Genomic DNA, 20427 nt, shown 5'->3' on the forward strand with positions numbered 1-20427 from the left:
CGTGAGCGCCCCGCGGCGGCATCACATGTAGGACTGGAAATCGACCCGCACGTTCTCGAAGTTCCGTTCCGCCAGCTCCCGGGGGCGGATCAGCCAGGACGCGGCGCAGCTGAGGGGCGTGTCCACGAACGTGAAATCCGCGTGGGCCAGCATGACGAATGAGTCGTCGTCGGTGACGGGCCAGGGGGCCGGGTCGTGATGGATCACCGACGCGTATCCGCCCAGGGTGAGTTCGCCGTTCATGGTCTCGTCCCAGTGGTCCAGCAGGTACGGGTGGATGAGGCGCACGGTTTCCTGGTCGGCGATGTCGTGGTTGTTGTCCGGCATGAACCGGTCGAGCCGGCCTCGCAGGGGGTACGGCTCGAACGTGTAGGACGCGTCCTCCTCGGACGGGGCCCGTTCCGTCGTCGCCGTCCCGGCCGGGACATACACGACCCGGCCTTCCTGCGTCGGCCCCGGGACGTAACTCGGCTCGCTGTTGTTGGCGAAGAACAGTAAGTGCCCGTCCTCCGGCAGCCGGATATCCAGTTCGCCGACCGGAACGGCGGCACAGTCGACCGACGCGATGAACGCCGGGAAGCCGGTCCATTCGACGTCCGGTGGAAGCTGGGGATGCCCTCCGTACTGTCCGACGACCGGAGCGTCGGAGCCCTCCATCGACCGCAGCTCCAGACGCGGTCGGGCAAGCCTCAGCGCCCTGCCGAGAAGATCCTCGGGCACGCCCCGCTTGCGGGCTGCCGCCCGATATTCGTCAAGTGCGTTCATGACCGACAGTGTGCAACAGCGGTCTGACACACCCCGGTTGTGTCCTCGGCCACTTCGCAGCAGGCCGGTCCTCGGTCAGCCGGACCGAGTCTCGTCGTGACCGGTGAGCGCGGTCAGCGCGTGGCGGAGGATGTTGTCGCTCGGCGGGCAGTCGCGCCAGCGGGCACCGATGTGGCCGTCGGGCCGGATGAGCAGCGCTCCCCGGGGGCTCAGGCCACAGAGATCGGCGTGCTCGTCGGGAAGGCGCTCGATGTGCAACACCCCTGGTGCGGTGGCTTGTTGCTCCCAGGCGGCGGGGTCAGGGGTGAGCAGGGTGAACCATTCGCCGAAGGCGTCGAGCGTGGAGCGGTCGGGTGTGAGCCAGAGGTGCGGCATGCGATGGCCGGGCTCCGCGCTGGGGACGTAGTCCGTGCCCGTCTCGGACGGCTCGGGCGGGGTGCTGCCGTCCGTGAGGAGGGTGTCGGTGAGCACGGCGTCGCTGAGGACGGCGTCGGATCGGTAGGCGACGCCGAGCACGAGACCGAGTTGGGCGAAGTACCTGTCGGACCAGGGCAGTTCGACCCGGGTCGGCGCCGCTCCGCCGCTGTGCAGCTGCTCGTGGCGCAGCCTCTGCGCTTCGAACATGAGCTTGCTGTTGGCCACCGCTTGCTGGAGGGTCCGGTGGGCGACGGGCCGCCGTTCCGTCTCGTACGTGTCCAACAGGCCTGGCCCGGCCCACCCGTGGACGACGCCCGCCAGCTTCCAGCACAGGTTGTGGACGTCGGCGATGCCGGTGTTCATGCCCAGGCCGCCGACGATCGGGATCGCGTGCGCGGCGTCGCCGGCCAGCAGGATCCGGCCGTGCCGGAAGCGCTCGGCGACGAACGCGTTCATCACCCAGTGCTGAACCCGGGTCACCTCGGCCCGTACACCTGCGCCGGGCCCGAGGGCACGCGAGACGAGGCCGGGCCAGTCGGTGTGCTCGGAGTCTTCGGGGGTGGGGCCGAGCCAGGCCCAGCCGCCTTCGGGGTAGAGCGGGAGGAAGGAGCCGTGCGCGGTGAAGTACACCCCGGCGGGCTGGTCGGCACACCAGCCGTCGAGGTCGGCGCCGAACACGACGGTGGTGACCGCCGCCAGCGCTCCGGGGCCGGCGGTGCCGATTCCCAGCCGCTGCCGGACGGTGGAGTGCGCACCGTCGGCGGCGAGAACATGGCGGGCACGGACGCGGGTCTCCTCACCGCTTCGTTGGTCGACGAGGACGGCCAGAACGCTGTCGGCCTCTTCGGTGAGGTCGACGAGTTCGGCCCCGAACCTCATCCGTGTCCCTGCCGCGGCGAGCAGGGTGGGTTCCAGCCGATCCTGCGACGTGACGATGCCGGTCACAGGGCTTTCGGGGATCGGCGCGTTGATCCCGACCATCGCCGCCGTGGCGAAGTCACTGTCGTGCAGGGTGTCCCGGAAACGGATGCGTCCGAACTCCGGCCCGAAGGCACCGGACGTGATCTCACCGGCGAGCCCGAGCCCGCGGTAGATCTCCATCGACCGCACATTGACCAGCCGCGACCGTGGAAAGGGGGACAGCTCACCGCGCTTCTCGACCAGCGAAACCCGCACGCCCCAACGCTCCAGCAGCGCACAAGCAGTGAGCCCGACCGGCCCGCCACCGACGATCAGCACGTCCACCTCGGCATCCACCACGGCCATGTCGAGCTCCTTCTGCTCACCTTGGACCTTGGACGTCAAGATCCGTCGGGCCACTCGGTGACCGCGGTTGTGCCGCCCCTGGCCACCGACGAGGCCGATCCTCCCCACCCGGCACCCGACCACAACATCATCACGTCGACGTACACCCGAACGTGCTCAGGCACGATTGCACCCTCCCGGGGCTTGCACAGCGGCCACCCGGCGGCGGTCGGCATTCGGACCCCACTACTGAAAACGATTGTCATCATGCTACGGTCGGCGCCACGTCTCCATTGACCATCCCTTTACCCGGAGTGCTCCGTGCGCCTGCCCGCCCGCCTTCTCTCCCTCTCCGCGGTCACCGCGGCTTCCGCCCTGCTGCTCACCGGGTGCTTCTCGGAATCCGCCTCGGACGATTCCGCGGGCGGCTCCGCGGGCGGCGACGGCAAGCGCGTACGCGTGGCGATGATGAACCCGCCGCGCTCCGGGCTGTCGCCGCTGTCCGACGACGCGTTCAAGCTGTCGCGCTGGTCGACCGCCGAGACGCTGGTGACGCTCGACGCGGACGGCGACGCGGAGCCCGCCCTCGCCACCAAGTGGCAGCAGAACGCCCGGACTTGGACCTTCGAGATACGGGACGGCGTCACCTTCCACGACGGTACGAAGCTCACGGCCGAGTCCGTCGTCCGGTCGCTCACGAGGGCCGCGACCGCCTCCCCCAAGCCACGCATCCTCGACGGCGTCGACCTGACGGTGAAGGCCGACGGCGACTCGGTCGCCGTCACCACCGGAACCGAGGACCCGCTGGTCCCGCAGCGGCTGAGCTCGCCGCAGCTGTCGATCCTGGCGGCGAAGGCGTACCGCGGGAAGACCGTCAGCCCGGTCGGCGCGGGCACCGGCCCCTTCGAGCTGACGAAGGTGAACGGCACATCGTCGGCGACCCTCGACCGCTACGACGACTACTGGGGCGGCACGGCCAAGTCCCCCGGTATCGATGTGAAGTTCGTGCCCGACGGCACCGCCCGCGCGGCCACCCTGCGCAGCGGCGAGGCCGACGTCGTCGAGGCGGTACCGGTGTCGCAGGCCGCGCTGCTCGACGAGGACCTGGTCACCGAGGTGCCGATGCCGCGCACCAACACCCTCTACCTGAACACCGGGAGCGGCCCCTTCAAGGACGCCTCCCTCAGGGCCGCCGCCCGCGAGGCCGTCGACGCCGAGTCGATCGTCAAGGGCGTGTACGAGGGCCGCGCGGACGTCGCGAAGGGCCTGCTGGGCCCCGCCCTCCCCTGGGCCGCCGACCTGCGCGAGCCGGTCCAGCGCGCCAAGTCCGGTGACCCGAACGGCAGGACGATCACGATCGGCACGTTCACCGACCGCGCCGAACTGCCCGAGGTGGCCCAGACGCTGCAACAGCGGCTCCAGAAGGCCGGGTTCAAGGTGAAGCTGGACGTCCGCGAGTACGCGAACATCGAATCCGACGCGCTGGCGGGCGAGTTCGACGCGTTCATCCTGTCCCGGGCGACCGTCCTCGACTCGGGCGACCCGGCCGCGTACCTCTACAGCGACTTCGGGTCGAAGGGTTCCTTCAACATCTCGCAGCTGTCCGACAGGAAGGTCGACGCGGCCCTGGAGAAGGCCGCAGGGACGAAGACCGGTGACGCGCGCCGCCGGGCCGTCGTCGACGCGGAGGCCGCGGTGCTGGCCACCGACGCCGCGATCCCGATGCTGCACGAGCGCGTGATCCAGGGCGACGCGGCCGGTGTCGTGGACGTCGAGCACGACCCGCGCGAGCGGGCACTGATCACCGCGGACACCTACGTCAAGTGACGTTCATGGCACGCCTGTTCACTCCGGTCACTCTGTTCTCGCCGGGCGGCCGGGCCGCTCTCACCCGGCTCGGCTGTCTCGCCGCGGTCCTCGCCGCCGTCGGACTGCTCCCCTGGCTCTCCGGCCGCGACCCCGCCCTCACCGTCCTGCGCGCCCGCTCGGCCGAGCAGGAGGGCACACCGGAGGCCCTCGCCGCGATCCGCGCCGACCTCGGCCTGGACGCGGGTCCCCTTTCCCTGCTGGGGAGTTGGCTCTCCGGCCTGCCACGCGGCGACCTCGGCACGTCCTGGGTGTCGGGCACCGACGTCCTCCCGTCGGTCGTCTCCGGACTCCAGGTCTCGCTCGCCCTGATGGGCGCGGCGCTCGGGGTCGCGCTCCTGGTGACCTGCGCGATCGTCGCTCCCGTACTCGTACGGGGCCGGGGGTCGGCCGGCGCGTTCGCCGCGATGCTCGCCGCGTTGCCCGAATTCCTGCTGGCGACGGTCGCGTTGCTGGTGTGCGGAGTGTGGCTGGGCCTGCTGCCGACCTCCGGCTGGCAGGGCCCCGCGTACATGGTGCTGCCCGCCGTCGCACTCGGCATTCCCGCGGGCGGACTCCTCGGCCGACTGGTCGCGGACGCACTGCCGCCCGTCCTCGACGAGCGCTGGGTGGAGCTGTGGCGGGGCGCCGGGGTCGGCAGGGCACGCATCTCGGCCGCCGCCCTGCGGCGCGTACTGCCGCCGCTGGTACCGCAGTTCGGAATGGTCGCCGTAGGACTGACCGGCGGGGCGGTCGCCGTGGAGACGGTGTTCGCGGTGCCGGGCATCGGCCGTACGGCACTGGGGGCGGCCAAGTCGCAGGACCTGCCACTGCTTCAGGGGTCGGTTCTCGCGCTGCTCGCCCTCGGCCTCGTCACGGGTGCCGCGGCGGCCGTCGTACGGCGGCGGCTGCTGGGCCCGGCCCTGCGCGACGCCGGGCTGACGCTGCCCGCGGCCCGCCCGGTCCGCGCGCACCCGGCCGTCCCGTTGACGCTCGGAATCACACTGCTGACCTGCGTCGGCTGGGGCCTGCTGCGCGACCCGTACACGGTGGACACGAACGCCCGCCTCCAGGCGCCCTCCTGGGCGTATCCCCTCGGCACGGACGGGCTCGGCCGTGATGTGCTGGCGCGGCTCGGGCACGGCGCGGCGTCGACGATCGGCACGGCGACCGCGGTCTGTCTGGCCGGCCTCGTCCTCGCGCTCGCCCTCGGTTTCCTGCCCGCCGTGGCGTCCGGCGCCTCGGACATCGCCAACGCGCTGCCGCCGGTGATCGCGGGCATCCTGGTCGCGGCCGTCGTGGGCCCCGGAACGGGCGGTGCCGCGCTCGCCGTGGCCCTGCTCTCCTGGCCCACCCTGTCGTCGCACGCGGCGGCGCTGGTGCAGGAGGTCCGCGCGTCGACGTTCCTGCTGGCCCAACGGGCCATCGGGGCAAGCCCGTTGTGGATCCTCACCCGCCACGTCCTGCCCTCGGTGGCGGCCCCGGTCACCCGTCACGCCCTCCTGCGCCTTCCCGGCATCGCCCTGGCCCTGGCTTCCCTCGGCTTCCTCGGCCTCGGCGCCCAGCCGCCCGCCCCGGAGTGGGGCCTGCTCCTGGACGAGTCACGGGCATACGTGGAACGCGCCCCGTGGGCGGCCCTGGCCCCCGCGGTGGCCCTGGCCCTGCTGGCGGCCCTGGCTGTGTCGTCGGCGCCATACGCGGAGCCCGGCCCCAGCAGAACGACCGCGCAGCCCCGCCCCGGCTCCAGCCTCCTCCCCCGCTCCCGTGCCGCCCTCTCCGCCCTACGCCCCCGCAAGGAGCCGACCCGTTGAACCCCGAAGTCCTCCTCTCCGTCCGGGACTTGCACGTCTCCATCGGCGCGGTCGATGCCGTGCGGGGCCTCTCCTTCGACGTGCGCAAGGGTGAAGTCCTCGCCGTGGTGGGCGAGTCGGGCGCGGGCAAGTCCCTCACGGCCCGCGCCCTGCTCGGCATGCCACCACAGGAGGCGACTGTGACGGGCAGCGTGCGGATGGGGTCTTACGAGCTGGTGGGCGCCCCCCGTTCCGTACGCGCCGCCCTCTGGGGCCGCCAACTCGCCCTCGTCCCACAGGACGCGCTCTCGGCACTGTCGCCCGTGCATCGAGTCTGCGACCAACTGGGCGCCGCCGTACGGTCCGTGGACGGGGTCTCCCGCAAGGAGGCGCGGGCCCGGGCGGTGGCCGCACTGAAGGAGGTCGGCATCCCCGCGGACCAGACGCGGGCCTACCCGCACGAGTTCTCGGGCGGTATGCGCCAACGAGCCGTCATCGCCATGGCGTTGCTCCACTCCCCCGCCCTGGTGATCGCCGACGAACCGACGACAGCCCAGGACCCGGAGACCCGACGCCAGATCCTCGACCTCCTCACCCACCGCAGCGAGGCCACAGGCACCACGCTGGTCCTGATCACCCACGACCTCCCCATGGTCCGCGAACACGCCGACCGAGTACTGGTCATGTACGCGGGCCGCCTGACCGAGGAGGGCCCGGTGGAGGAAGTATTCACCCGCCCCAGGGCCCCATACACGGCTGGCTTGCTGACATCACTGCCCCAGCCCAAGGCGCCCCGCCAGGGGCGCGGGGAACTGCGCGACCAGCCACAACGCACCCGCAGACACAGACTCCCCTCAATCCCAGGCACCCCACCCACCCCCACCGACCTCCCCCCAGGCTGTGCCTTCGCCCCCCGCTGCCCCCTCGCGGACGCGACCCGGTGCCACACGGAACACCCCAAGCCCCAAACCCACAACAACCACACCGTTGCCTGCCACCACTGGCGCGACCTCCCCACCCACCCCGCCGAGTTGTTCCTGGAGTCGGTGTGAACCCTCTGCTGGACGTACGCGACCTGGTCGTCCACCACGGCCCCCGCACCACCGTGGACCACGTCTCCTTCGACATCGCCCCCGGCGAAACCCTCGGCCTCATCGGCCCCTCGGGCTGCGGCAAGTCCTCCACAGCCATGGCCGTACTACAGCTGCGCCGCCCCTCAGGCGGCGAAGTCTGGTTCGACGGCCACGAGTTGACCTCACTGAACGAGAAGCGACTACGCCCGCTCAGACCGGCGATGCAGCCCGTGTTCCAGGACCCGTACGGATCACTGGGCCCCCGCCACCGCATCCGAGACGCGATCGCGGAACCCCTGCGCGTACAGGGGAGTTGGGACCGGACGACCGGCCCCGAGCGCGTGGCCGAGCTGCTGGAGCAGGTCGGCCTCGACCCGTCACTCGGAGACCGTCGCCCGCACGAGCTCTCCGGGGGCCAGTGCCAACGCGCCGGTATCGCCCGCGCGTTGGCGTGCGGGCCAAAGCTCCTGGTGCTCGACGAACCGGTCTCCGCGCTGGACCCGTCCCTGCGCGCGGGCATCCTCAACCTCCTGGCCGAGCTGCAGGAACGCCTGGGCCTCGGCTACCTGTTCATCTGCCACGACATGGCGCTCGTACGCCACTTCTGCGACCGCGTGGCGGAGATGCGCGACGGCAGGATCGTCAGGACGACCCCTCTGCCGTAACCGCGGCCGCCGAACCCACGGCTCCCGCCCCCGTCGTCCCCGCCTTCGCGATCACCCTCCGCAACCCCTCGGTGAGTTCCTCCGCACTGGCCGCGGTCTCGGGATCGAAGGTCCACTGCGCGATGAGCCCCATCATCAGGGTCATGTAGAACTTGCCCAGCGTGTCGACGTCCCTCTCCCGCACGTCCTCCTCCAGCCCGCCCATCAGCAGCGGGACGATGCCCCGCGCCCCCTCGCGCTGGGCCTTGGCCAAGTGGTCGCGCACGCCCGGCACCTTGTCGCCCATCACCACGATCTCCATGCTGAGATGCCACATCGAACCGGGCCTCTGCATGGTCCCGATGACGTTCGACCACACCTCCTGGAACCGCTCCAGGGACCCCGGCTCCGTATTCGCCGTGGCGCTCCCGCCCGCGTCGAAGTCGTCGGACAGCTCCTCGACGATGGAGACGTAGGCCTCCGCGAGCAGTGCGTCCTTCGACCCGTAGTGGTAGCCGATCGACGCCAGGTTCGTCCGCGACTCCTTGACGATGTCGCGGGCCGTCGTGCGCACGAAGCCCTTCTCCAGCAGGCAGCGCTTGGCGCCTTCGAGCAGATCCTCACGGTGTCCCATGCGGTTCAGCGTACCTCCGCGGCAAACAAGCGTCCCAGACTGGCGTATAAGACGAGCGTATTGGGCAACAGGTTTACACGCTCGTTCTAGACAAGCGTTTAAGACGCCCGTACATTGCTGGGCATGACGACTTCCGGCATGCCCGACCCGCTCACTCCGCCGACTCCACCCGCCGAGGGAGGCACTCCCGCCCGTGCCGGACGCCGCGAATGGACCGCACTCGGCGTCCTGATGCTGCCGCTGCTCCTGGTCTCGATGGATGTCTCGGTCCTCTACTTCGCGGTCCCGCAGATCAGCGCGGACCTGGAGCCGACCGGCACCCAGCAGCTGTGGATCTTCGACATGTACGCGTTCGTGCTGGCCGGGCTGCTGATGACGATGGGCTCGCTCGGCGACCGCATCGGCCGCCGCAGGCTGCTCCTGATCGGCGCCGCCGCCTTCGGAGCGGCCTCGCTGGTCGCGGCGTACGCCGACAGCGCCGAGACGCTGATCGCGGCCCGCGCGGTGCTCGGCATCGGCGGCGCGACGCTGATGCCGTCCACACTGGCGCTCATCCGTACGCTCTTCACGGACCAGGCCCAGCGCTCCAAGGCGATCGGCGTGTGGTCCGGAGTGATGACGGCCGGTGTCGCGCTCGGCTCGGTCATGAGCGGCGTACTCGTGGAGTACTTCTGGTGGGGCTCGGTCTTCCTGGTGAACCTGCCCGCGATGGTGCTCCTGCTGATCCTCGGCCCGATGCTGCTCCCCGAGTCGAAGAACCCGGCGCCCGGCCGCTTCGACCTGCTGAGCGTGCCGCTGTCCATGGCCGCCGTCCTGCCGGTGATCTACGGCCTCAAGGAGATCCCCTCGGAGGGCTGGAACGTCCGATACGTCATGTCGGTGACCATCGGTCTGCTCTTCGCCACGCTCTTCGTCCACCGCCAGCGCACGATCGAGTCGCCGATGATCCCGCCCTCGCTCTTCCGCGGCCGCGGCTTCGCACCGGCCGTCTCACTGAACCTGCTGTCCTCGTTCGGGATGATGGGCTCGGCGCTCTTCACCACGCAGTACCTGCAGTCGGTGCTCGGCAAGAGCTCCATGGAGGCCGCGCTGTGGGGGCTGCTGCCCACCGTGCTGGTCGGCGTCGCCGCGCCGGTCGCCGCACGGCTCGTCCAGCGGGGAGTCAACCGGGCGTACGTCGTCTCCGGCGGCTTCGTCCTCGCGGCCTGCGGTTACGGAATGCTGACGGCCGCCGGTACGGACTCGCTGTGGCTGGTCCTCGCCGGGTCCGGGGTCATCGCCGCCGGGATCGTCACCGTGATGTCCCAGATGATGGACCTGGCGCTGGGCACCGTGCCGGTGGAGAAGGCGGGCAGCGCGTCCTCGGTCCTGGAGACGGGTGCGGAGTTCGGCGGGGCGCTGGGCATGGCGCTCCTCGGCTCCATCGGTACCGCGGTGTACCGCCACGACATCCCGGACGGCGCGCCGGCCGCGGCCCACGAGACCCTCGGCGCGGCTCTCGCCGTGGCCCCGCAGCTTCCGGGCCGCGCGGGCGACGCCCTGGTGACCGCGGCCCGAGAGGCCTTCACCAGTGGGATGCAGGCGGCCGCGGTCGCCGGGGCGGTGCTGTTGCTGGCGGCTGCGGTACTGGCGGCGATGAGCCTGCGCCAGGTCCGCGTACGCGAAACGGAGTGCGCGGAACCGGAGAAGGCCCTCGTCTGACGACCCTGAGTTGGTCGCCCCCGCCGCCCCTACCCATTCCCGTCCCTGACTCAGGGGCTCCGCCCCCGAACCCCCGCCAAAAGATTGCGCCGTTCCCCGCGCCCCTTAAATAGGGGCGCGGGGAACGGCGCAATCTTTTAGGGGCGCGAGGAACTGCGCGACCAGCCACACACAACCCGCAGCCGAAGAACCTCTCAGCCCGTCCGGCGTTTGAGGACAAGGCCGTTCAGGCCGAGGCGGGGGCCTGGGGGCGGCAGCCCCCAGTGGCGGGCATCCTCACACGAGGTTGACCGACCGAGCCTGCGTCGCGCCGATCTCCTCCGCCAACTCCGTCAGAACAGTCTGCGGAACCGTGTCGTCCACGGTCAGCACGGCAAGCGCCTCGCCACCCACGTCCGCACGGGCGACCTGCATGCCCGCGATGTTGATGCCGGCCTCGCCGAGGATCCGGCCGAGGGTGCCGACGACACCGGGACGGTCGGTGTAGTTGAGGACGACCATGTGGTCGGCGAGCGCCAGATCCACGTCGTACTCGCCGACCGCGACGATCTTCTGGTGGTGCTTGGGCCCGGCGAGCGTGCCGGAGACCGAGACCTCCTGGCCGTCACCGAGGGTGCCGCGCACGGTCACCACGTTCCGGTGGTCCGAGGACTCCGAGCTCGTGGTCAGCCGCACCTCGACACCGCGCTCCTGCGCGAACAGCGGAGCGTTCACGTACGACACGGTCTCGTCGACGACGTCCTCGAACACACCCTTGAGCGCGGAGAGTTCGAGCACCTTGACGTCGTGCTGGGTGATCTCGCCGTACACCTCGACGTCGAGGCGGACCGCGACCTCGCCCGCGAGGGCGGTGAAGATGCGGCCGAGCTTCTCGGCGAGCGGCAGACCCGGCTTGACGTCCTCGGCGATGACACCGCCCTGGACGTTCACCGCGTCCGGGACCAGCTCGCCGGCGAGCGCGAGGCGCACCGAGCGGGCGACGGAGATACCGGCCTTCTCCTGCGCCTCGTCCGTGGAGGCACCGAGGTGCGGGGTGCAGACGACCTCGTCGAGCTCGAAGAGCGGGGAGTCCGTGCAGGGCTCCTTCGCGTACACGTCGAGGCCGGCGCCGGCGACCCGGCCCTCCTTGAGCGCGGAGTACAGCGCGGCCTCGTCGACGATCCCGCCGCGCGCGGCGTTGACGATCCGCACCGACGGCTTGACCTTGTGCAGCGCCTCGTCGCCGATGAGACCGACGGTCTCGGGCGTCTTGGGCAGGTGCACGGTGATGAAGTCGGAGACCTCGAGCAGCTCGTCCAGCGACAGGACCTTGACGCCCATCTGCGCGGCCCGCGCGGGCTGTACGTACGGGTCGTAGGCGACGACCTTCATGCCGAAGGCCGACATGCGCTGGGCGACGAGCGCGCCGATGCGGCCCAGACCCACGACACCGAGGGTCTTCTCCGCGAGCTCTACGCCGGTGTACTTGGAGCGCTTCCACTCACCGTTCTTGAGAGCGGTGTTGGCCTGCGGGATGTGACGCGCGGAGGCCAGGAGCAGACCACAGGCCAGCTCGGCGGCGGTCACGATGTTCGAGGTGGGGGCGTTGACGACCATCACGCCGGCCTTGGTGGCGGCGGAGACGTCGACGTTGTCCAGGCCGACGCCGGCTCGTGCGACGACCTTCAACTTGCTCGCGGCGGCGATGGCCTCGGCATCGACCTTCGTCGCGGAACGGATCAGGATCGCGTCGACGTCGGCGATGGCGGGCAGCAGTTCGGCGCGGTCCGCGCCGTTCGCGTGCCGGATCTCGAAGTCCGGGCCCAGGGCGTCGACGGTCGCGGGCGACAGCTCTTCAGCGATGAGTACGACAGGTTTCGAGCTCACGTGAGTCCTCACAGGTCCAATGCGGACGGCCGTCCCGACGGCCGCATGCGGTGGAGGGGTTGCCGCGTGGAAGACGCACGACGCTGTGGGCCCGACGCGTATGTAGTGGAGCAGTCTAGTGGCGGCGCGGTGCTGTTCTTACGCCTCCGCAGAAGGATCACCCGGACGTGAATCTCAGCCCCTCCGGCGATTGAGGAGCGGGGTCCGGGGCGGAGCCCCGAGGCGTAACCCGAGGCAGGCGCTCGGGCCGTGGTACCGGGCAACCCGACACCACGGCCCGACCGACGGAGTCACTCGTCGTCGTTGACCCACGACATGAGCTTGCGCAGCTCCTTGCCGGTGGTCTCCAGCAGGGACTCGGCGTCCTGCTGCTTGTACTCGTTGTACTTCTTCAGACCGCCGTGGTACTCGTCCATCCACTGCTGGGCGAACGTGCCGTCCTGGATCTCGCCCAGGACCTTCTTCATCTCGGCCTTGGTGGCGTCCGTGATGATGCGGGGGCCGGTGATGTAGTCGCCCCACTCGGCGGTCTCGGAGACCGACCAGCGCATCTTCTCCAGGCCGCCCTCGTACATGAGGTCCACGATCAGCTTCAGCTCGTGGAGGCACTCGAAGTACGCGATCTCCGGCTGGTAGCCGGCCTCGGTCAGCGTCTCGAAGCCCGCCTTGACCAGCGCGGCCGTACCACCGCAGAGAACGGCCTGCTCACCGAACAGGTCGGTCTCGGTCTCCTCGGTGAAGGTCGTCTTGATGACGCCCGCACGCGTGCCACCGATGCCCTTGGCGTACGAGAGCGCCAGCGGGAAGCCGTTGCCGGTCGCGTCCTGCTCGACGGCCGCGATACACGGAACGCCGCGGCCCTCCTCGTACTGGCGGCGGACCAGGTGGCCCGGGCCCTTCGGGGCGACCATGCAGACGTCGATGCCGGCCGGGGGCTTGATGAAGCCGAAGCGGATGTTCAGGCCGTGGCCGAAGAACAGCGCGTCGCCGTCGTTGAGGTTGTCCTTGATGGACTCCTCGTACACCTGGGCCTGGATCGGGTCCGGAACGAGGATCATGATGACGTCGGCCTCGGCGGCGGCCTCCGACGGGGTCACCACGCGCAGGCCCTGCTCCTCGGCCTTCGCCTTGGACTTGGAGCCCTCGTGCAGACCGACCCGGACGTCGACACCCGAGTCACGGAGCGACAGCGCGTGGGCGTGGCCCTGGCTGCCGTAGCCGATGACCGCGACCTTGCGGCCCTGGATGATGGACAGGTCGGCGTCGTCGTCGTAGAACAGCTCGGCCACTGGGTTCTCTCCTATGTGTGCTGGGTGTTGCGTCCCACCGTACGGCGGGAGGGGGAAGGGAAGTCTCGGGGTCTCGGAATACGGGCGCGTACGACTTCACGTACGGGTCGCACGTGAAGTCGTACGAGGCCTACGCGGACCGGTCGAGGGCGCGCAGCGAGCGGTCGGTGATCGACCGGGCGCCGCGGCCGATGGCGATCGTGCCGGACTGGACGAGCTCCTTGATGCCGAACGGCTCCAGCATCTTGAGCATGGCCTCCAGCTTCTCGCTGCCGCCGGTGGCCTCGATGGTGACGGCCTCCGGGGAGACGTCCACGGTCTTGGCGCGGAACAGCTGGACGATCTCGACGATCTGGGAGCGCGTCTCGTTGTCGGCGCGCACCTTCACCAGAACGAGTTCGCGCTGAACGGCCGCGGACGGCTCCAGCTCGACGATCTTCAGGACGTTGACGAGCTTGTTGAGCTGCTTGGTGACCTGTTCGAGCGGCAGTTCCTCGATCACGTTCACCACGATCGTGATGCGCGAGATGTCGGGGTGCTCGGTGACGCCGACGGCGAGCGAGTCGATGTTGAAGCCGCGTCGGGAGAACAGGGCGGTGATCCGGGCGAGGACACCGGGCTTGTTCTCCACCAGGACGGAGAGCGTGTGCTTGGACATGGTCTGCTTCCTTTACCTACGGCTCTCAGTCGTCTTCGTTGTCGCCGAAGTCCGGGCGGACGTCCCGGGCGGCCAGGATCTCGTCGTTCGAGGTGCCGGCGGCGACCATCGGCCACACCATGGCGTCCTCGTGGACGATGAAGTCGATCACGACGGGACGGTCGTTGATCGAGTTCGCCTCTTCGATGACCTTGTCCAGGTCGTCCGCGGACTCGCAGCGGATCGCGTAGCAGCCCATGGCCTCCGACAGCTTGACGAAGTCGGGGACGCGGGTGCCGGCGCTCGGCTGCTTTCCGTCGGCGTCGGGGCCGGAGTGCAGCACGGTGTTGGAGTACCGCTGGTTGTAGAAGAGGGTCTGCCACTGGCGGACCATCCCGAGGGCGCCGTTGTTGATGATGGCGACCTTGATCGGGATGTTGTTCAGGGCGCAGGTGGTGAGCTCCTGATTGGTCATCTGGAAGCAGCCGTCGCCGTCGATCGCCCAGACCGTGCGGTCCGGGGCGCCGGCCTTGGCTCCCATCGCGGCCGGGACCGCGTAGCCCATCGTTCCGGCGCCGCCGGAGTTCAGCCAGGTCGCGGGCTTCTCGTACTGGATGTAGTGCGCGGCCCACATCTGGTGCTGGCCGACGCCCGCCGCGAAGATCGTGCCCTCGGGGGCGAGCTGTCCGACGCGCTCGATGACCTGCTGCGGGGAGAGCGAGCCGTTGTCGGGCTGCTCGTAACCGAGCGGGTAGGTCTCGCGCCAGCGGTTGAGGTCCTTCCACCACGCGGTGTAGTCGCCGGTCTGGCCCTCGCTGTGCTCCTTCTGCACGGCCTGGACCAGGTCGGCGATGACCTCGCGGGCGTCCCCGACGATCGGGACGTCGGCGGCGCGGTTCTTGCCGATCTCCGCCGGGTCGATGTCGGCGTGGACGATCTTTGCGTACGGGGCGAAGCTGGACAGCTTGCCGGTGACGCGGTCGTCGAAGCGGGCTCCGAGGGCGACGATCAGGTCGGCCTTCTGCAGCGCGGTGACGGCGGTGACCGCACCGTGCATGCCCGGCATTCCCACGTGCAGCGGGTGGCTGTCGGGGAATGCGCCGAGCGCCATCAGTGTGGTGGTGACGGGCGCTCCGGTGAGTTCTGCGAGGACCTTCAGCTCGGCGGTGGCCCCGGCCTTGATGACGCCGCCGCCGACGTACAGGACGGGCCGCTTGGCCTGGGTGATCAGCCGGGCGGCCTCGCGGATCTGCTTGGCGTGCGGCTTGGTCACCGGGCGGTAGCCGGGCAGGTCCTGGGCGGGCGGCCACTGGAAGGTGGTGCGCGCCTGGAGGGCGTCCTTGGCGATGTCGACCAGGACCGGGCCCGGGCGGCCGGTGGAGGCGATGTGGAAGGCCTCCGCGATCGTCCGCGGGATGTCCTCGGCCTTGGTGACGAGGAAGTTGTGCTTGGTGATCGGCATCGTGATGCCGACGATGTCCGCCTCCTGGAAGGCGTCCGTGCCGATCGCCTTGGACGCGACCTGGCCGGTGATCGCCACGAGCGGCACCGAGTCCATGTGCGCGTCGGCGATCGGGGTCACCAGGTTGGTGGCGCCGGGACCGCTGGTCGCCATGCAGACGCCGACCTTGCCGGTGGCCTGCGCGTAGCCGGTGGCCGCGTGGCCCGCGCCCTGCTCGTGGCGGACGAGCACGTGGCGCACCCGCCGGGAGTCCATCAGCGGGTCGTAGGCCGGAAGGATGGCACCGCCGGGAATGCCGAATACCGTCTCGGCCCCGACCTCCTCGAGAGAACGGATGAGGGACTGCGCTCCCGTCACCTGCTCGGGGGCGGACTGCTGTCCTCCGGAACGGGGCCGCGGCTGCGGGTGGTGGGCCCCGGTGGCCTGCTCGGTCATCGGCATTCTCTTCTCGATGCTGAGGGTTTTTGCGAGGTTTGTACGGTGTTCAGTTGCTGCTCGACAGGCACCTGTGCAACAAAAAACCCCTCGTGCCGTGAGGCAAGCGAGGGGAGCGCGCCGGGTGCGGTCGCTGGGAGTTCCGGGTCATCGATCCGGTGCTTCCCAGCTCAGCCGACGCGCTTTCCAAGTACGAGAATTCGGGTGCGCATGGCACAGACCCTCCCCCCGGCACGCAGTGCGTGTCAAGTGGGTGGGACGGGAGTCTCATCATGTGAGCGGAGGGCCGTACCGGTTCCGTACGCGGCCGACGACACTCCCGCCACGTACGCACTCGTACTCCCAGCTGCGTAGACACCGCTGCTGCCGCCTCCCACGAAGATCGGTTCGACGGGGCCGTGGGGCACGGGGTAGGCGCCGGCCGCGAGGGCGCGGCGCAGTCGGTACTCGTCCAGCGGTCCGGAGAACGCGTTGCCCTGTCCATGTGTGCAGCCCATCGAGCGCAGGGCGATGACCTGCTCGGGCAGGTCCACGCCGGCGGCCACGGTCTGCAGGCCCAGGTCGTTCGCGATACGCAGCAGCCCACTGGTGATCTTGTGGAGCCGGGCGGACTCCACGACACCCTCCACCAGACCGCGATCCAGTTTCAGTACGTCGACGGGGAGGCGGCGCAGTGCGGTGATCGTGGCGTAGCCGTTGCCGAAGCCGTCCAGGGCGATCCGGACGCCCAGCCGCCGGAGTGCGTTGAGACGGCGCTCCAGCTCGTCCAGGGAGATCTTGGGATCGGTTTCGGCCAGTTCGACGACGAGGCCACCGGACGGCAGGCCGTGCCGGGTCAGCAGGGCCTCGACGGATCCGAGGGGCATGGACCGGTCGAGGAGCCGGCGGGCGGTCATCCGGACGGCGACGGGCACGGCGAGCCCCGTGGCGGCACGCTCGGCGGCCTGCTCGACGGCCTCCTCCAGCATCCAGCGGCCCAGCTCGGCGGTGCGGTCGCTGTCCTCGGCGACGCGCAGGAACTCGGCGGGGGTGAACAGCACGCCCTGGGCCGAGCGCCAGCGCGCCTGGGCCGCGACCGCCGTGATCCGGCCGGTGTCGAGGGACACCACCGGCTGGTGCAGCAGGGCGAACTCGCCGTCGTGCAGGGCGGCCCGCAGCCGGGTGGCCAGCTGGGCCTTCCGTACGACGTCCTGCTGCATCTGTGGCGCGTACAGCTCGACGCGGCCCTTGCCCGCGGCCTTCGCGCGGTACATCGCGAGGTCCGCGTTGCGCAGCAGCTCGCCCGCGCCGAGACCCGGTTCGGAGAAGGCGACACCGATGGAGGCGGCGACCCGGACATCGTTGCCGTCGATGGTGTACGGCTGCGAAAGGGTCACGCGCAGCCGGTCCGCGAGTTCGAAGATCTGGTGCTCGCGCGCGGTGCGGTCGCGGCCGCCGTCGCCGACGATCAGGGCCGCGAACTCGTCACCGCCGAGCCGGGAGGCGGTGTCGCTCTGCCGGACGGCGTCCTGCAGTCTGCGGGCGGCCTGGACGAGCAGTTCGTCGCCGGCCTGGTGCCCGATGGTGTCGTTGACGGCCTTGAAGCCGTCGAGGTCGATGAAGAGGACCGCGGTGCCGCGGTCGGAGGACCGGCGGCCGGAAAGCGCCTGTCCGACGCGCTTGGTGAACAGGGCGCGGTTGGGCAGGTCGGTGAGCGGGTCGTGCTCGGCGTTGTGCTGCAACTGCGCCTGGAGGCGGACCCGCTCGGTCACGTCACGGCTGTTGAAGATGAGGCCGCCGTGGTGGCGGTTGACGGTCGACTCGACGTTGAGCCAGCCTCCCCCACCGCCGGACTTGAAGCGGCACTCGATGCGGGTGGTGGGTTCCTCGCCGGGGCTGGCGGCGAGGAAGCGGCGCACCTCGTGCACCACACAGCCCAGGTCCTCCGGATGGATCAGCGAGGCGAGTTCGGAGCCGACGAGTTCCTCGGCGGGCCGGCCGTAGACCCCGGCCGCGGCCGGGCTGACGTACCGGAGGATGCCGTTCGGAGCGGCGATCATGATGACGTCGCTCGAACCCTGCACCAGGGAGCGGAAGTGGTTCTCCTTCTGGGCCAGTTCCTGGGTGAGGGTGATGTTGTCGAGGAGCATGATGCCCTGGCGCACGACGAGGGCGAGGACGACCGTGCCGCCGGTGACGAGCACCACGCGGTCGACGCTGCGGCCGTTGAGCACGTTGTAGAGGATGCCCAGTGTGCAGACGGCGGCGGCCAGGTAGGGAGTGAGTGCCGCCAGTGAACTGCTGATGGGCCGGCTGGCCGGATACCGACTGTGACCTCCTTCCTGGAGGGGCACGTGTGCCGGTTGTCCCTGTTGGGGCCCGGGCACGTAGCCGTACACCACGCGCGTGTGCCCCTCTTCTTCCGTGTGTCCGTGTCGTTGCCCCACCCAGGGGGCGTACGCGAGCAGTAGTGAGCCGGCGAACCAGCCCGCGTCGAGCAGTTGCCCGGAGCGGTAGTCGTTGTGCATCAGGGGCGAGGTGAACAGGGCGTCGCACATGACCGTCAGGGCCAGGGCGCCGATCGCGGTGTTCACCGCCGAGCGGTTCACCGCCGAGCGCCTGAAGTGCAGTGCGAGCACCATGCTCACCAGGGCGATGTCCAGCAGCGGATACGCGAGCGACAGCGCGGTGTGCGGGACGCTCGGACCCTCCGCCTTCGCCGCCTGGGCGAGCGCGAGGCTCCAGGAGAGCGTGAGCAGCGAGCCGCCGATCAGCCAGGCGTCCAGGCCCAGACAGACCCAGCCGGCCTTGCTCACCGGCCGTTTGGCGAGGACGAGCAGTCCCACGATGGCCGGTGGCGCGAAGCACAGGAAGAACAGGTCGGCGTAGCTCGGGCTGGGCACCGGGGCTTCCAGTACGACCTCGTACCAGCCCCAGACGAGGTTGCCCGCCGCCGCCATGGCGGAGGAGAGCGCGAAGAGCAGCCATGCGGGTCGAAAGCGGCTGCGACGGGTGCGGGCGCAGAGGAAGCAGGACACGGCCGCGGTGGCGGCCGCCGCACTCAGCCCGAAGTCGCCCATGATCAGGGCCAGTCGTGGTGAGCCCCAGCCGAGCGCGGAACCGACGGCGTATCCCGCGCACACCAGGGCCAGCACGAGTTGCGGTACGACACCCACTCCGCCCCCGGGGACCGGACGACGGGTCAGCAGCGCCGCCGGGGAGCTCACTGTGTCTCTCCGGTCCGTGCCGCCCCCGAGTCCCTCTGGTCCCGGCGTGCCGGATGTGCGTGCCTCCTGCGACCGCCGGGCCTTCGGTGGTGATGGCCGCTGTGACCGCGTCTGTGCGTCGGTAGGCGCCAGGGTCGCCGTCGGCGGCCCCGCCGCGTCGGATCGTTGGTCCATAGACCGTGCATCGCCCGTCGCCCCCCTCGCTCTTGCTGTCTCTCGCTCCCCGGCGCCGAACGGTGCACGGCGCAGCCCCTGTCGGGACGATACACCAGTCTCGTCACTCAGGGACATAGTCTCTCTACGCTCCGTGACGACCAGCGGGAATACGGACACGTCCCGCATTCGGAGGACTGCGGAGGGTGCCCGTCGGGGTCCCCGCCCGGGCGCGGCCGAGAGTGGAGGAGGACTAGGAGCCCGTCGTAAGGACCACGTTCCGCAGCGGCTCCCGGTTCACAAAACGGTTCAACTGGTCGCCCAGGAGCCGCTTGGCGCGCGGGAAGAACGCGGAGGTCGGGCCGCCCACGTGGGGGCTGATGAGGACACCCGGCGCATGCCACAAGGGGTGCCCCGGGGGCAGCGGCTCGGGATCGGTGACATCAAGGGCGGCGGTGATCCGGCCGCTCTCCAGCTCGGCGAGGAGCGCCTTGGTGTCGACGACTCCGCCGCGGGCGACGTTCACGAGCAGGGCGCCGTCCTTCATCCGGGCCAGGAAGTCGGCCCCTGCCAGGCCTTTCGTCTGCTCGGTGAGGGGCGCGATGAGCACCACGACATCGGCCTCCGGGAGGAGTTCGGGCAAGGCGGTGATCGGATGCACGGGACCGCGCGCCGTCTCGCGTGCGGAGCGCGCGACGCGCGCCACCCGCGCGAGCTCGAAGGGAACGAGCCGGTCCTCGATGGCCGAACCGACCGCTCCGTAGCCCACGATCAGTACGGACTTGTCGGCGAGCGCGGGACGGAATCCGGACCGCCACTCCTCGCTGTCCTGCCCACGGACGAAGTCGGGGATGCCTCGCAGCGAGGAGAGGATCAGGGTGAGGGTGAGTTCGGCGGTGCTCGCGTCGTGCACCCCGCGCGCGTTGCACAACTGCACGCCCTCGGGAAGCAGTTGCAGGCCCGGTTGTACGTGGTCGATACCGGCGGACAGGGTCTGCACGACCTGGACGGACGTCATTTCGGCCAGGGGGCGCACCGAGATGTCGCTGCTCTTCATGTAGGGCACGACATAGAAGGCGCAGTCGGCGGGATCGGCTGGAAAGTCCTGCTCACCGTTCCAGAAGCGGTAGTTGGGGCCGTCGGGGAGGCCGTCGAGGTCGTCTGCGTGAAAGGGAAGCCACACTTCGTACGTCATGGTCAGGAGGCTATGCGAAGCGCCTGGGGACGCAGAGGTTAGTTTGGGGTGCCAGGAAAGGGAGGGCACG

At 70.2% G+C, this 20427-nt stretch carries 14 protein-coding genes; 5 read left to right on the forward strand and 9 right to left on the reverse strand.

The features are described from left to right. Positions 1-21: 21 nt before the first annotated feature. The gene (locus JEQ17_RS14915; RefSeq protein ID WP_200395712.1) at positions 22-765 is read right to left on the reverse strand and encodes a DUF1963 domain-containing protein; all 744 of its coding nucleotides are present in this window, start codon (positions 763-765) and stop codon (positions 22-24) included. A gap of 75 nt (positions 766-840) precedes the next feature. Beyond that, positions 841-2448 (reverse strand): FAD-dependent monooxygenase, encoded by a 1608-nt coding sequence (locus JEQ17_RS14920; RefSeq protein ID WP_200395713.1) that lies wholly within the window; start codon positions 2446-2448, stop codon positions 841-843. Positions 2449-2748: 300 nt separating this feature from the next. Between JEQ17_RS14920 and JEQ17_RS14925 the strand changes: the two genes are divergently transcribed. Genes JEQ17_RS14925 through JEQ17_RS14940 form a run of 4 tightly spaced genes read left to right on the forward strand, consistent with a single transcriptional unit; the run spans position 2749 to position 7800 of the window. Then, the gene (locus JEQ17_RS14925; RefSeq protein ID WP_200395714.1) at positions 2749-4254 is read left to right on the forward strand and encodes an ABC transporter substrate-binding protein; all 1506 of its coding nucleotides are present in this window, start codon (positions 2749-2751) and stop codon (positions 4252-4254) included. Between the two features lie 5 nt (positions 4255-4259). Then, positions 4260-6083 carry an ABC transporter permease subunit gene (locus tag JEQ17_RS14930; RefSeq protein ID WP_200395715.1) on the forward strand — a complete coding sequence of 608 codons (1824 nt, stop codon included), beginning with the start codon at positions 4260-4262 and terminating at the stop codon, positions 6081-6083. Beyond that, the gene (locus tag JEQ17_RS14935; protein WP_200395716.1) at positions 6080-7114 is read left to right on the forward strand and encodes an ABC transporter ATP-binding protein; all 1035 of its coding nucleotides are present in this window, start codon (positions 6080-6082) and stop codon (positions 7112-7114) included. Before JEQ17_RS14930 ends, JEQ17_RS14935 begins: the two co-directional genes overlap by 4 nt. Beyond that, complete coding sequence (locus JEQ17_RS14940) at positions 7111-7800, forward strand: ABC transporter ATP-binding protein (RefSeq protein ID WP_200395717.1); 690 nt, start codon at positions 7111-7113, stop codon at positions 7798-7800. Before JEQ17_RS14935 ends, JEQ17_RS14940 begins: the two co-directional genes overlap by 4 nt. On the opposite strand, the gene JEQ17_RS14945 is transcribed toward JEQ17_RS14940, so the two are convergent. Continuing rightward, on the reverse strand, positions 7778-8413 hold the full coding sequence (locus tag JEQ17_RS14945; RefSeq protein ID WP_200395718.1) for a TetR/AcrR family transcriptional regulator: 636 nt from the start codon (positions 8411-8413) through the stop codon (positions 7778-7780). The genes JEQ17_RS14940 and JEQ17_RS14945 overlap by 23 nt on opposite strands. Before the next feature lie 138 nt (positions 8414-8551). Here JEQ17_RS14945 and JEQ17_RS14950 point away from each other — a divergent pair, with 138 nt between their 5' ends. Next, positions 8552-10114: an MFS transporter gene (locus JEQ17_RS14950; protein ID WP_200401493.1), complete on the forward strand. Its 1563-nt coding sequence runs from the start codon at positions 8552-8554 to the stop codon at positions 10112-10114. Between the two features lie 276 nt (positions 10115-10390). Here the strand turns inward: JEQ17_RS14950 and serA are convergent, their stop codons facing one another. From serA to JEQ17_RS14980, 6 genes are all read right to left on the reverse strand, one after another. Then, entirely contained in the window at positions 10391-11980 is a 1590-nt protein-coding gene (gene serA, locus JEQ17_RS14955; RefSeq protein ID WP_189843650.1) for a phosphoglycerate dehydrogenase, read from the reverse strand. Between the two features lie 290 nt (positions 11981-12270). Further along, a complete protein-coding gene (ilvC, locus tag JEQ17_RS14960) occupies positions 12271-13269 on the reverse strand; it encodes a ketol-acid reductoisomerase (RefSeq protein ID WP_143640586.1) in 999 nt (332 codons plus the stop codon). A 130-nt stretch (positions 13270-13399) separates the two neighbouring features. Next, positions 13400-13927, reverse strand: coding sequence for an acetolactate synthase small subunit (ilvN, locus tag JEQ17_RS14965; protein ID WP_200395719.1), 528 nt, complete (start codon positions 13925-13927; stop codon positions 13400-13402). Positions 13928-13952: 25 nt separating this feature from the next. Continuing rightward, positions 13953-15809 (reverse strand): acetolactate synthase large subunit, encoded by a 1857-nt coding sequence (locus JEQ17_RS14970; protein ID WP_200395720.1) that lies wholly within the window; start codon positions 15807-15809, stop codon positions 13953-13955. A 239-nt stretch (positions 15810-16048) separates the two neighbouring features. Continuing rightward, a complete protein-coding gene (locus tag JEQ17_RS14975) occupies positions 16049-19009 on the reverse strand; it encodes a putative bifunctional diguanylate cyclase/phosphodiesterase (protein ID WP_200395721.1) in 2961 nt (986 codons plus the stop codon). Between the two features lie 406 nt (positions 19010-19415). Further along, the gene (locus tag JEQ17_RS14980; RefSeq protein WP_200395722.1) at positions 19416-20357 is read right to left on the reverse strand and encodes a 2-hydroxyacid dehydrogenase; all 942 of its coding nucleotides are present in this window, start codon (positions 20355-20357) and stop codon (positions 19416-19418) included. Positions 20358-20427 lie beyond the last annotated feature (70 nt).

Origin of the sequence: Streptomyces liliifuscus, from assembly GCF_016598615.1 — a bacterium.
In the GTDB taxonomy this organism is placed as follows: domain Bacteria; phylum Actinomycetota; class Actinomycetes; order Streptomycetales; family Streptomycetaceae; genus Streptomyces; species Streptomyces liliifuscus.